This is a genomic window from Rhodobacter sp. SGA-6-6, from assembly GCF_011043545.1.
In the GTDB taxonomy this organism is placed as follows: Bacteria; Pseudomonadota; Alphaproteobacteria; order Rhodobacterales; family Rhodobacteraceae; genus Pseudogemmobacter.
Map to the genome: position 1 here is coordinate 226,703 of NZ_JAAKGP010000001.1, position 12,604 is coordinate 239,306.

The following is a 12,604-nucleotide window of genomic DNA, read 5'->3' on the forward strand; positions in this document are numbered from 1 at the left end:
GGCGAAAGGCCCTATGTGGGGGCCATGTCCCAGAAACGCTTTTCCCCGGCCGCAGGCCCTTCGCAGCGCCAGCTGCGCGTCGGCGAGTTGATCCGCCGCACGCTGTCGGACGTGCTGAACCGGGGCGAGATCCACGACCCCGACCTGAACGCCATGCCGATCACGGTGGGCGAGGTCTCCTGCTCGCCCGACCTGAAGGTCTGCACCGTCTATGTGATGCCGCTGATGGGCTCCGGCCCGGTGGAAGAGGCGATCAAGGCGCTGGCCCGCAACAAGGGCGAGTTGCGCCGCCGCGTCGGCGCCGAGCTGACGCTGAAATACGCCCCCGACCTGCGCTTCCGCCCCGACGAGACCTTCGACCGGCTGGACGAGACCCGGCGGCTGTTCTCGGACCCCTCGGTGCAGCGCGACATCGGTGCGGACGGGGCCGCCGACGAGGACGAGGGCGGGGAGGGCTGATGCGCCTGCTGCTGGCCCTGCTGGTCCTGCTTGCCCCGCAGGCAGCGGGAGCCGCGGCCTGCCGGGACGACAGTTTCGAGGGCGCCTCCTTCACCCTCTGCGAAGTGACGGCGGAGGAGGACCTGCGGCTCTTCCGCGACGGCGCCGACGGCCCCCTGGGCAGTTTCCGCGCGGTGGACGAGGTGCTGGCGGCCGAGGACAGGCAGCTCGACTTCGCCATGAACGCCGGAATGTATCACCGCGACCTGTCGCCGGTGGGCCTGTTCATCGGCGAGGGCGTGCAGACCGCCCCGCTGGTCACCCGCGCCGGGCCGGGCAACTTCGGCCTGCTGCCCAACGGCGTCTTCTGCTGGGGCACGCCGGGGCAGGGTTTCCGGGTGATCGAGAGCCGCGCCTTCGCCGCCGAGGCGCCGGACTGCCGCTATGCCACCCAGTCCGGGCCGATGCTGGTGATCGGCGGCAAGCTGCACCCGCGCTTCCTGCCCGACAGCGACAGCCTGAACATAAGGAACGGCGTCGGGGTCAGCGCCGACGGCCTGCGCGCGGTCTTCGCCGTGTCGAACGACGAGGTGAACTTCCACCTCTTCGGCCGCTACTTCCGCGACCATCTGGGGCTGCGGGACGCGCTTTACTTCGACGGCAACATCTCGCGCCTTTACGCGCCCGCTCTGGGGCGGCATGACGGCGGCTTCCCGATGGGGCCGATCGTCGGCACCGTGGTTCCGAAGGGCTGAAGGATGGCGAAAGCGCGCAAGGGCCGCCCGGTGCACGGCTGGGTGATCGTGGACAAGCCCGCGGGCGTGGGGTCCACCGACGTGGTGGGCAAGGTCCGCTGGGCCTTCCAGGCGCAGAAGGCCGGGCACGCGGGAACGCTGGACCCGGATGCCACCGGGGTGCTGGCGGTGGCCCTGGGCGAGGCCACAAAGACCGTGCCGCTGATCATGGACGCGCGGAAGGGCTATCGCTTCCGCATCGCCTTCGGGGCCGAGACCGCCACCGACGATGCGGCGGGGGAGGTGCTGCGGACCTCCACCCTGCGGCCTTCGGAGGCGGAGATCCTCGCCGCCCTGCCGGCCTTCCGCGGCGACATCCTGCAGGTGCCGCCGCAGGTCTCGGCGGTGAAGGTAGAGGGCGAGCGCGCTTATGACCTGGCGCGCGAGGGGGTGGCGATGGACCTCGCCGCCCGGCCGCTTCATGTCGAGCGGCTGGAGTTGCTGACCCGCTCCGATCCCGACCATGCCGAATTCGAGATGGTCTGCGGCAAGGGCGGCTATGTCCGCGCCATCGCCCGCGACCTGGGCCGGGCGCTCGGCTGCCTCGGCCATGTGCAATGGCTGCGGCGGGAATTCTCCGGGCCCTTCGCGGCGACCGAAGCCTGCACCCTGCAGGAGATCGAGGCGCTGGCGCGGACCGATGCCATCGACGCGCTGTTGCAGCCGCTGGAACTCGGGCTCTCCGCCCTGCCGGAACTGCGGGCGACGCCGGAAGGCGCCATGCGGCTGCGCAACGGCAATCCCGGCCAAGTCCTCGGCCACCTGCCCTATGGCGAGGAAGCCTGGGCCAGCCTGGACGGCCGGGCGGTGGCGGTGGGGCGCTACATGGGCGGCGAGTTGCACCCCAGCCGCGTCTTCGTGCGGTGAAGGGCTGCCGCCTCGGACTGCCGGGGCGGGCAGCGGCAAGGGCTCTGCCGGTTCACCTTGGTCCAAATACTCACTCCACCCGCCCGGCAGGGCGCTGCGGATGATCACCCGCAGCCACACCGCAGGCGAGACCCGTTCGACCGTCGTCTATTCGGCTTGCGAAACCTACCGCTACCTGCTGACCCGGGTCTGGAACCCGGCCGCGCCGCGGCTGCTGTTCGTGATGCTGAACCCCTCCACCGCCAGCGAATTGCGCAACGACCCGACCGTGGCGCGCTGCGAGGCGAGGGCGCGGGCGATGGGACAGGGGGCGCTGCGGGTGGCGAATATCTTCGCCTTCCGCGCCACCGACCCGCGCGCCCTGCGCGGCGCGTCAGATCCGGTCGGGCCGCAGAACGACCGGCTGCTGGCGGACAGCGCCTTGTGGGCCGATGCGGTGGTCTGCGCTTGGGGCAACCATGGCGCGCTGATGGGCCGGGCGGCCGCGGCCGAGGCGCTGATGCGCGCCACCGGCAGGCCGCTGTTGCACCTGGGGCTGACCGGCGCCGGGCAACCCCGGCATCCGCTCTATGTCCCGAACAGCCGCGCGGCCTTGCCGTGGATCAGGCCGCCAGCAGGGTGATGTCCTCGGCCGACAGGCCGGCGCCGCCCGCCACCAGCCCCACGGCCTGCCCGTCCAGCAGGATCCGCACGTCGTCGGTGCCCTCGACCGGAGCCAGCGTCAGTTCCGGCGCGGCATGGGTGGCCGGGTCGTAGACGACGACGATCTGGTCCTCCGCCGCGTCGTAATCGGTGATGGTGGCGAAGCCGCCCTCGCCCAGCCATTGGCCCAGGGTGAAGGCATCCGCCCCGGCGCCGCCGCTGCCATGGTCGCCCGTGCCGAGGACCAGCGTATCGTCGCCTGCGCCGCCGTTCAGGAAGTCCGCCTCGGCATCGTCGCCCTCGGGGAAGGCGCCATACAGGGTGTCGGCGCCGTCGCCGCCGTCCAGCGTGTCGCCGCCCGCGCCGCCGGCCAGCAGATCGTCGCCCTCGCCCCCGGCCAGCCAGTCGGCATCGCCGCCGCCGTCCAGCGTATCCTCGCCGGTGCCGCCGATCAGCGTGTCCAGGCCCCAGTCGCCGGCGATGCTGTCGTCGCCCTCGTGGCCGCAGAGCGAATCATCGCCCGATCCGCCCGTCAGGCTGTCGTCTCCCGCCTGCCCGTGCAGGATGTCGTTTCCCGCCCCGCCGGCCAGCAGATCGGCACCGGCGCCCGCCCAGAGGATGTCTTCCCCGTCGCCGCCGTCCAGATCGTCGTCGCCATCGCCGGCGTCGATCTGGTCGTCGCCCGCGCCGCCGGTGACGGTATCAGCCGCGCCGCCGCCCGAGATCAGGTCGTCGCCATTGCTGCCGTGCAGGACCAGCGGATCGTCCGGCGGATCGGGAATGTCATCCGATTCAATGGCATCGCCGTCGTCGTCCAGCGGGATCGTGCCGGTGCCGCCCTGCGCCGGGCCGCCGTCGCCGCCGTCCTCGTCCCCCTCGTCGTTGCCGTCGCCCGGCTCGGTCGCCGCAAGGACCGATTCCGCAAGCACCCCGGCGAACAACGCGCCAAACAGACCGAACAGAGCCAGCATGTCCCGTTACCCCATCTACCGCGCCGCACCCCTGCGGCGTTAACCATTTTTCCGTTAACCTTTTGAACGGACATGGAAATATACTTTCCTCCATAGCACGGAAATCGGGGCGGAAAAAGGGCGATGCGCGCCAGGGTTGCAAGGGATTGAGGCAAATGCCCCGCGTTCCGCCGCGGCCCGGGCCACAACGGGCTTTCCTTTTCGCGCCGCAGGCCCTATAGGCCGCCATCCGTCCCGAGGACGGAGCCTCCAAGGGCCCTGCTGGACGACATCCCGGCTTGCGCCATGACCCTTTGACGAACAGGAGACCCCGATGTCGATCACTGTCGAAGAGAAGACCCGCCTTATCAAGGAATATGCGACCAAGGAAGGCGACACCGGCTCGCCCGAAGTGCAGGTCGCCATCCTTTCCTCGCGCATCGCCACGCTGACCGAGCATTTCAAGAGCCACAAGAAGGACAACCACTCCCGCCGTGGCCTTCTGATGCTGGTCGCGCAGCGCCGCAAGCTCCTGGACTACCTGAAGAACAAGGACGAAGCGCGCTACACCGCGCTGATCCAGCGCCTCGGCCTGCGCCGCTGAGCGGACCACAGGTTTCGGGAAACGCCCGTGCCGCAAGGCGCGGGCGTTTTGCTTTTGCGGTCATTCCATCAGGTATTCCGCCCAATCGGAACGGGCGTGGACGACGCGCAGCACCTCCAGCCGGCCGGGCGCGGCCCGAAAGATCACCAGATGCGAGCGATAGCGGTGCAGCGGACCGGCGGAGTGAACTCCGGCCTTTCGCGGGCGATCTCGGGCTGTTCGGCCAGCAGCGACAGCAGGCGGTCAAGCCCGGTAAAGTAGGTCCTGGCCTGCGCCGGCCCCCATCTCTCGGCGGTATGATCCCAGATCGCGGCAAGGTCGGCCCTTGCGGCCGGGGTCAGCAGCAGGTGCCGGATCACCGACTTTCGCGCTCGGCAAGGAAAGTCCGCATGTCGAAGGGAACGGCGGGACCGGAGGCCAGGCCATCGTCCACCAGCCGCTGGATGCCGGCCACAGCCTCCTGCCGGGCCTGGTCGCGGCGGATCAGGTCGCGCATGTAGTCGCTGACATTGGCATAGCGCCCACCGGCGGCCTGCGCCTCGGCGAAGGCCTTCATCTGCTCGGGCAGCGATATGTTCATGGTGGCCATCCGCTCATCCTCGCAGCTTGGCAAACTTTGTCAACCAACCCGCCCCTTCCCAACCCCCTTGTTTTCCTGTATGGCCCGCCCCCATCTGCGACGTGAGGCCCGCCCCCGGGGCACATGCGAAGGATCGGGGGAAACGGCGGCAATGGGGCCGCCAGATACGGGGGCGCCGGCAGGGGCCGGACACCCAGAGGAAACGACATATGTTCAACGTGACGAAGAAATCCATCCAGTGGGGCAACGAGACGCTCACGCTGGAAACGGGGAAGGTTGCGCGCCAGGCCGACGGCTCGGTCGTCGCCACCCTCGGCGAGACGCAGGTGATGGCCAACGTGACCTTCGCCAAGGCGCCGAAGCCGGGGCAGGACTTCTTCCCCCTGACCGTCCACTATCAGGAAAAATACTATGCCGCGGGCAAGATCCCCGGCGGCTTCTTCAAGCGCGAGGCGCGGCCGTCCGAGAAGGAGACCCTGGTCTCCCGCCTGATCGACCGGCCCTGCCGGCCGCTGTTCGTGCCGGGCTTCAAGAACGAAGTGCTGGTGATGGCGACGGTGCTGTCCTGCGACCTGCACAACGATCCCGACATCGTGGCGATGATCGCGGCCTCCGCCGCGCTGACCATCTCGGGCGTGCCCTTCATGGGCCCGATCGGCGCGGCGCGCGTCGGCTTCGTCGACGGCCAGTATGTGCTGAACCCGCCGATGGACGACATGACCCAGCTGCGGTCCAAGCCCGACCAGCGGCTGGACCTGGTGGTCGCCGGCACCAAGGACGCCGTGATGATGGTGGAGTCCGAGGCCTATGAGCTGACCGAAGAGGAAATGCTGGGCGCCGTGGTCTTCGGCCACGAGCAGATGCAGCCGGTGATCGACCTGATCATCGACTTCGCCGAAGAGACCGCCAAGGAGCCCTTCGACTTCACCCCGCCCGACTACGCGGACCTCTATGCCAAGGTGAAGGCGGCCGGCGAGGCGCAGATGCGCGCCGCCTTTGCCCTCCGCAACAAGCAGGAGCGCACCGCCGCCATCGATGCCGCGGCCGAGGCCATCGTGGCCGCGCTGTCGGACGAGGACAAGGCGGATGCCAACCTCGGCCCGGCGATCAAGAAGCTGGAATCGTCCATCCTCCGCGGCGACGTGGTGAGGAACGGCACCCGCATCGACGGGCGCGACACCAAGACGGTGCGCCCGATCGTTGTGGAAACCGGCGTGCTGCCGCGCACCCACGGCTCGGCCCTCTTCACCCGCGGCGAGACCCAGTCGATCTGCGTCACCACGCTGGGCACCGGCGAGGACGAGCAGATCATCGACGCGCTGAACGGCAACTTCCGCTCCAACTTCCTGCTGCACTACAACTTCCCGCCCTATTCGGTCGGCGAGGTTGGCCGCGTCGGCAGCCCCGGCCGCCGCGAGATCGGCCATGGCAAGCTGGCCTGGCGGGCGCTGCAGGCGGTGCTGCCGGCGCCGACCGACTTCCCCTACACCGTCCGCATCGTGTCGGAGATCACCGAATCGAACGGGTCCTCCTCGATGGCCACGGTCTGCGGCGGGTCGCTGTCGATGCTGGACGCGGGCGTGCCGCTGAAGGCGCCGGTCGCCGGCGTCGCCATGGGCCTGATCCTGGAGGACGACGGCAGCTATGCCGTGCTGACCGACATCCTGGGCGACGAGGACCACCTCGGCGACATGGACTTCAAGGTCGCCGGCACCGCCGAGGGCATCACCTCGCTGCAGATGGACATCAAGGTCGCCGGGATCACCCCCGCGATCATGAAACAGGCGCTGGCGCAGGCCCGCGACGGCCGTCTGCACATCCTGGGCGAGATGGCCAAGACCATCTCGGCGCCGCAGGGCTTCTCGGCCTATGCGCCGAAGATCGAGACGCTGACCATCCCGACCGACAAGATCCGCGAAGTGATCGGCTCGGGCGGCAAAGTCATCCGCGAGATCGTGGAAGTCTCGGGCGCCAAGGTCGACATCAACGACGACGGCGTGATCAAGATCGCCTCCTCGGACGCCGCGGCGATCAAGAAGGCGCATGACATGATCTGGTCGATCGTGGCAGAGCCGGAAGAGGGCCAGATCTACACCGGCAAGGTGGTGAAGCTGGTCGATTTCGGCGCCTTCGTAAACTTCTTCGGCAAGCGCGACGGCCTGGTCCATGTGTCCCAGATCGCCAACAAGCGGCTGAACCACCCGAACGAGATCCTGAAAGAGGGTCAGGAAGTGAAGGTCAAGCTGCTCGGCTTCGACGACCGCGGCAAGGTGCGCCTCGGCATGAAGATGGTCGACCAGGAGACCGGGGCGGAAATCTCGCCCGAGAAGCAGAAGGAAGAAGCCGAGGGCTGAGCCCTTCCCGCTTTGCGAGGCGAGAGGCCCCGGGGGAAACTCCGGGGCTTTGTCGTATTCAGACGTCACCTCCAGCTACTACAACTTAGCTTGCGGGTGTTTCACGCACGACAAACCCCCTTGTCATACACACAGGCCGCCCACACGCACGACAAACCACTTTGTCATAGGCCCGGCTTCAGCTACGGTTGTTGTCGTAGCTAAATTTGATCGCAAAGCACGACAATCATGCAGGACCATCTGAAAGACGCCGTGACCTACCACTACGGCGCCTTCCCACCCGCAGATCTGCGCTTCGCCGAACTCCTAGACCCGGTGTTCGAAACCGGCAGCGCGCTCGCCCGCTACGACCAGATGCTGGAGGCGATGCGCAACAGCGAAATCCTGCTGGCCCCGCTGCGCAACCAGGAGGCGGTGATCTCCTCGCGGATGGAAGGCACCATCTCGACCCTGGACGAGGTGCTGCGGATCGAGGCGGAGGACGGTGAAGCCGCGGACGACGCCTTCCACCACGCCCGCAGCGAGGCGGTGGAAACCTTCCTCTACACCCGCGCCCTGCAACGCGTCCAACGCGAGATCGAGGCCGGACGGCCGCTTTCGGAAACGCTGATCCGGCAGGCGCATCAGGTGTTGCTGTCCTTCGGCCGCGGCGCCACCAAATCGCCGGGCGCCTACAAGACCGAGCAGAACTACATCGGCGAAAGGCGGCGGACGGTTTCCTTCGTCCCGATCAGCCCGACCGCGCTGCCCGGCGGCATGGAGGCCCTGTTCGCCTTCATCCGGGAAAGCCCGATGAACCGCCTGCTGAAGACCGCCGTGGCCCATGTCGAATTCGAGGCGCTGCACCCGTTCAAGGACGGCAACGGCCGCATCGGGCGGATGCTGATCACGCTGATGCTCTGGACCTCCGGCCTGATCAGCCAGCCGCACTTCTATGTCAGCGGATATTTCGAGCGTTATCGGGACGACTACATCGAGAGGATGCGGCGGGTGTCGTCGCATGGCGAATGGACGGAATGGTGCGTGTTCTTCCTGACCGGGCTGCGCGAGCAGGCCGAGCACAACATCCTTGTCGCCCGCAGGATCTTCGACCTCTACGAAGAAATGAAGCTGCGGTTCCGGGAAGAGCTGAAAAGCGAATGGGCGGGGGAGGCGCTGGACTTCATGTTCGCCAACCCCAGCTTCAAGAACAGCAAATTCACCGGCCACGACCCGATCCCGCCGCATGTCGCGGCCAGCATGACGCGCAAGCTGCGCGAGGCTGGCCTGCTGTCGCAGATCGTGCCCGGCTCCGGCCGCCGGCCGGCGATCTACGGCTTCAAGCCGCTGATCGACCTGGTGCGCAGCGAGACCGGCGACTAGGCGTCGCGACGGTGGCTTTATTCGCCCGTCGCGGCCATGGCCGGATATTATTCGTGAGATTTTCCGTCACGCCGAAGATTATTCTACACATGTGGAAAATATAAGCCATCTTCACCAAATCCTTTCCCGCAGACGCGATATTCTCTCCCGAACGCTTCCGCGAACAGGAGTTTCCCATGCGCGTCGTCGTCCTCGGTTCCGGCGTCATCGGTGTCACCTCCGCCTGGTATCTGGCCAAGGCGGGACATGAGGTCACCGTGGTCGACCGCCAGCCCGGCCCGGCGCTGGAGACCTCCTTCGCCAATGCCGGCGAGGTGTCCTTCGGCTATTGCTCGCCCTGGGCGGCGCCGGGCATTCCGAAGAAGGCGATCAAGTGGCTGCTGATGGAACATGCGCCCCTGATCCTGCGGCCCAAGGTCGATGGCGCCATGCTGTCCTGGCTGGTGCGGATGCTGCGCAACTGCACCTCGGACCGCTATGCCCTGAACAAGAGCCGGATGCTGCGGCTGGCCGACTACAGCCGCCTCTCGCTGGCCGCGCTGCGCGAGGAGACCGGGATCGACTACGACCAGCGCATGAAGGGCACCCTGCAGCTGTTCCGCACCGAGGCGCAGCTGGAGGCCTCGGCCAAGGACGTGAAGGCGCTGAACGCCGACGGCATCCCCTGCCAGGTGCTGGACCCGGCCGGCTGCATCGCGCAGGAACCGGCGCTGGCACAGGCCCGCGACAAGATCGTCGGCGGGCTGCTGACGCCGCTGGACGAAACCGGCGACTGCTTCAAGTTCACCAATGCGCTGGCGGCGCTGGCCGAGGCCAAGGGCGTGACCTTCCGCTGGGGCGAGAGCATCCAGCGGGTGGAGGTCGAAGGGGGCCGCGCCACCGGCGTGGTCACCGACAAGGGCACGATCAAGGCCGATGCGGTGGTGATGGCGCTCGGCAGCTACAGCCCGATGCTGATGCGGCCGCTGGGGATCCGGCTGCCGGTCTATCCGGTCAAAGGCTATTCGCTGACCATCCCGATCACCAATGCCGCGCTGGCGCCGGAATCCACCGTGATGGACGAAAGCTACAAGATCGCCATCACCCGGCTGGGCGACCGCATCCGGGTGGGCGGCATGGCGGAAATCTCGGGCTACAACAACCGGCTGGAACCCGCCCGCCGCCGCACGCTGGAGCATTCGGTGTCGGACCTGTTCCCCGGCGGCGACCTGCCGCAGGCGACCTTCTGGTCGGGCCTGCGGCCGATGACGCCGGACGGCACCCCGATCATCGGGCCGACGTCGGTGCAAGGGCTTTACCTGAACACCGGCCACGGCACCCTGGGCTGGACGATGAGCACCGGCTCGGCCCGGGTGATCGCCGACTTGGTGTCCGGCCGCGTGCCCGAGATCGACGCCGCCGACCTGGCCGTGGCGCGCTACCGGCGCAAGGGCGGCTGCCCGGCGGCGCCGCAGCCGCTGGCGGTTCCGGCCGAATAGGCCCGCGGCAAGGAAAAGGAAAACGCCCGCGAGTAGGACTCGCGGGCGTTTCCGTTCCGGCCTTCGGCCCGGGCTTCAGGCCGGGCGCTTGGCGTAGCGCAGATAGGGCAGCTTGATGTCCAGCGGCCCGAACTTCTCTTCCGCCTGATCGGTGGGGACCGAGGTCGCCACGATCACGTCCTGCCCCGGCTGCCAGTTGGCGGGGGTGGCGAAGGGCACGCCATCGGTGGCCTGCACCGCATCCAGCGCCCGCAGGATCTCGGCGAAGTTGCGGCCGACCGACATCGGATAGGTCAGCGTCAGCCGCACCTTCTTGTCCGGCCCGATGATGTAGACCGTGCGCACCGTGGCCGAATGGGCCGGCGTCCGGCCCTCGGTCGGCAGGTAGTAGTCGGCGGGCAGCATGTCATAGGCCTTGGCGACGGTCAGGTCGCTGTCGTCGATGATCGGGAAGTCGGGCTGCGCGCCGCCGACCGTCTCGATGTCGCGCTTCCATTTCTCGTGGTCCGAGACGGAATCGACCGAGACGCCGATCACCTTGGTGTTGCGCTTCTGCCATTCCGGGATCAGCTGGGCCACGGCGCCGAATTCGGTGGTGCAGACAGGGGTGAAATCGCGCGGGTGGCTGAACAGGATCGCATAGCCATCGCCGAGCCAGTCGTGGAACCGGATGGTCCCGGCGGTCGACTCGGCGGTGAAGTCGGGGGCAATGTCGTTGATGCGGACGGCCATGGCAGGTTCTCCAGATTGACCCATTCCAGATAGCCGATTCGGAACACGGTTTCATCCCTTTGCCCGACCTTTCGGTCAAAATAGAACGACAGTCCGGCAAGCCCCGGCGGGGCAGAACAAACCACCTGCCCCCGCGGCCGGCAGAATGCCAAGCCTCCCGCCAGATTGCCGTGTTTCCCGACATCCTTCCGTCGGAACTCTGCTTGCGGCGCCCGCCCCGGCCTGCGATGTTTGATCAAATCCCATCCCCCGGACAGCGGAGAGAACCATGCTGACGAAGCGCGATTTCTACATCAACGGGCGTTGGGTCGCGCCGGCCAAGGCCCGCGACTGGCAGGTCATCAACCCTTCGACCGAGGAACCCTGCGCGGTGATCAGCCTCGGCGACCAGGCCGATACCGATGCCGCCGTGGCCGCCGCCAAGGCCGCCTTCCCCGGCTGGGCCGCCACCCCGCCGGCCGAGCGTGCCCGGCTGATCCGCGGCATCCTCGACCAGTATGAGCGCCGGCTGCAGGAATTCGCCGAGGCGATTTCCATGGAAATGGGCGCCCCCATCGACTTCTCGCTGTCCGACCAGGCGCCCTGCCTGCCCTGGCACACCGGCAACTTCCTCAAGGCCTTCGAGACCATCGAATGGGTCCGTCCCCTCGGCCCGCAGGCGCCGCATTCCGCCGTGGCGCTGGAGCCGATCGGCGTCGTCGGCCTGATCACGCCGTGGAACTGGCCGGTCAACCAGATCGCGCTGAAGGCGATCCCGGCGATGCTGGCGGGCTGCACCTGCGTGCTGAAACCGTCCGAGGAAAGCCCGCTGAACGCCATGCTCTTCGCCGAATTCTGCCATGACGCCGGCATCCCGCCGGGCGTCTTCAACCTGGTGAACGGCGACGGCGCGGGCGTGGGCTCGCAACTCTCCACCCACCCGGATGTCGAGATGATCTCCTTCACCGGATCGACCCGCGCCGGCCGCGCGATCAGCAAGGCCGCGGCGGAGACGCTGAAGCGGGTCACGCTGGAACTGGGCGGCAAGGGGGCGAACCTGCTGTTCGCCGATGCCGATGCCAAGGCGGTGGAACGCTCGGTCCTGCGGATGATGGAGAACACCGGCCAGTCCTGCAACGCGCCCTCGCGCCTGCTGGTGGAGCGGTCGGTCTATGAGCAGACCATCGCCAAGGCCAAGGAAGTGGCCGAAGGCATCAAGGTCGGCCCGGCGCTGGAACACGGCCCCCACATCGGCCCGGTGGTGAACAAGCGCCAGTGGGACCAGATCCAGCGCTACATCCAGATCGGCATCGACGAAGGCGCGCGGCTGGTCACCGGCGGGCCGGGCCTGCCCGAGGGCTTCAACCGCGGCTTCTACGTCAAGCCGACGATCTTCGCCGACGTGACCCCCGGCATGACCATCGAGAAGGAAGAGATCTTCGGCCCGGTGCTGTCGATCATCCCCTTCGAGACCGAGGAAGAGGCGGTGCGCATCGCCAACGACACCCCCTACGGCCTGACCAACTATGTCCAGTCCGGCAGCCCGGAGCGGTCGAACCGGCTGGCGCGCCAGCTGCGCTCGGGCATGGTGGAGATGAACGGCAAGCCCCGCGGCGCGGGGTCGTTCTTCGGCGGTGTCAAGCAGTCGGGCCGCGCCCGCGAGGGCGGCATTTGGGGGATCGAGGAATTCCTGGAGCCGAAGGGCATCTCCGGCTGGGATTTCAACGCCGGGTGAGTGGCCTGTGCAATGGTGAACCGAAGGCCGCCCCATGGGCGGCCTTCGTGCTTTGGCTGAAGGCCCGAAAAGAAGATGCCGGAAGCAGT

At 67.9% G+C, this 12,604-nt stretch carries 13 protein-coding genes; 9 read left to right on the forward strand and 4 right to left on the reverse strand.

Annotated elements, in window-relative coordinates:
- Positions 1–24 precede the first annotated feature (24 nt).
- The 4 genes from rbfA (at position 25) to G5B31_RS01030 (ending at position 2,721) form a co-directional block, all read left to right on the forward strand.
- The gene (rbfA, locus tag G5B31_RS01015) at positions 25–459 is read left to right on the forward strand and encodes a 30S ribosome-binding factor RbfA (protein WP_165012913.1); all 435 of its coding nucleotides are present in this window, start codon (positions 25–27) and stop codon (positions 457–459) included.
- Positions 456–1,193 carry a phosphodiester glycosidase family protein gene (locus tag G5B31_RS01020; protein ID WP_165013727.1) on the forward strand — a complete coding sequence of 246 codons (738 nt, stop codon included), beginning with the start codon at positions 456–458 and terminating at the stop codon, positions 1,191–1,193. Before rbfA ends, G5B31_RS01020 begins: the two co-directional genes overlap by 4 nt.
- A gap of 3 nt (positions 1,194–1,196) precedes the next feature.
- Positions 1,197–2,099 (forward strand): tRNA pseudouridine(55) synthase TruB, encoded by a 903-nt coding sequence (gene truB / locus G5B31_RS01025; RefSeq protein ID WP_165012915.1) that lies wholly within the window; start codon positions 1,197–1,199, stop codon positions 2,097–2,099.
- A gap of 100 nt (positions 2,100–2,199) precedes the next feature.
- Positions 2,200–2,721, forward strand: coding sequence for a DUF1643 domain-containing protein (locus tag G5B31_RS01030; protein ID WP_165012917.1), 522 nt, complete (start codon positions 2,200–2,202; stop codon positions 2,719–2,721).
- Here G5B31_RS01030 and G5B31_RS01035 read toward each other — a convergent pair.
- Positions 2,702–3,712 (reverse strand): calcium-binding protein, encoded by a 1,011-nt coding sequence (locus G5B31_RS01035; RefSeq protein ID WP_165012919.1) that lies wholly within the window; start codon positions 3,710–3,712, stop codon positions 2,702–2,704. The two genes, G5B31_RS01030 and G5B31_RS01035, sit on opposite strands and share 20 nt — an antisense overlap.
- A gap of 313 nt (positions 3,713–4,025) precedes the next feature.
- Here G5B31_RS01035 and rpsO point away from each other — a divergent pair, with 313 nt between their 5' ends.
- Entirely contained in the window at positions 4,026–4,295 is a 270-nt protein-coding gene (rpsO, locus tag G5B31_RS01040; protein WP_165012921.1) for a 30S ribosomal protein S15, read from the forward strand.
- Between the two features lie 143 nt (positions 4,296–4,438).
- On the opposite strand, the gene G5B31_RS01045 is transcribed toward rpsO, so the two are convergent.
- Positions 4,439–4,654 carry a type II toxin-antitoxin system RelE/ParE family toxin gene (locus G5B31_RS01045; RefSeq protein WP_346763865.1) on the reverse strand — a complete coding sequence of 72 codons (216 nt, stop codon included), beginning with the start codon at positions 4,652–4,654 and terminating at the stop codon, positions 4,439–4,441.
- The gene (locus G5B31_RS01050) at positions 4,651–4,884 is read right to left on the reverse strand and encodes a type II toxin-antitoxin system ParD family antitoxin (RefSeq protein ID WP_165012923.1); all 234 of its coding nucleotides are present in this window, start codon (positions 4,882–4,884) and stop codon (positions 4,651–4,653) included. The genes G5B31_RS01045 and G5B31_RS01050 overlap by 4 nt, the downstream gene beginning before the upstream one ends.
- A 200-nt stretch (positions 4,885–5,084) precedes the next feature.
- Between G5B31_RS01050 and pnp the strand changes: the two genes are divergently transcribed.
- The 3 genes from pnp to G5B31_RS01065 all read left to right on the forward strand — a co-directional run bounded on the left by pnp (position 5,085) and on the right by G5B31_RS01065 (position 10,069).
- Positions 5,085–7,229: a polyribonucleotide nucleotidyltransferase gene (pnp, locus tag G5B31_RS01055; protein ID WP_165012925.1), complete on the forward strand. Its 2,145-nt coding sequence runs from the start codon at positions 5,085–5,087 to the stop codon at positions 7,227–7,229.
- A 228-nt stretch (positions 7,230–7,457) separates the two neighbouring features.
- A complete protein-coding gene (locus G5B31_RS01060) occupies positions 7,458–8,591 on the forward strand; it encodes a Fic family protein (protein WP_165012927.1) in 1,134 nt (377 codons plus the stop codon).
- Between the two features lie 137 nt (positions 8,592–8,728).
- The gene (locus tag G5B31_RS01065) at positions 8,729–10,069 is read left to right on the forward strand and encodes a D-amino acid dehydrogenase (RefSeq protein ID WP_346763873.1); all 1,341 of its coding nucleotides are present in this window, start codon (positions 8,729–8,731) and stop codon (positions 10,067–10,069) included.
- 75 nt (positions 10,070–10,144) lie between these two features.
- On the opposite strand, the gene G5B31_RS01070 is transcribed toward G5B31_RS01065, so the two are convergent.
- Complete coding sequence (locus G5B31_RS01070) at positions 10,145–10,801, reverse strand: peroxiredoxin (protein WP_165012931.1); 657 nt, start codon at positions 10,799–10,801, stop codon at positions 10,145–10,147.
- A gap of 268 nt (positions 10,802–11,069) precedes the next feature.
- Here G5B31_RS01070 and G5B31_RS01075 point away from each other — a divergent pair, with 268 nt between their 5' ends.
- Complete coding sequence (locus tag G5B31_RS01075; protein ID WP_165012933.1) at positions 11,070–12,515, forward strand: aldehyde dehydrogenase family protein; 1,446 nt, start codon at positions 11,070–11,072, stop codon at positions 12,513–12,515.
- The last annotated feature ends 89 nt before the right edge of the window (positions 12,516–12,604 follow it).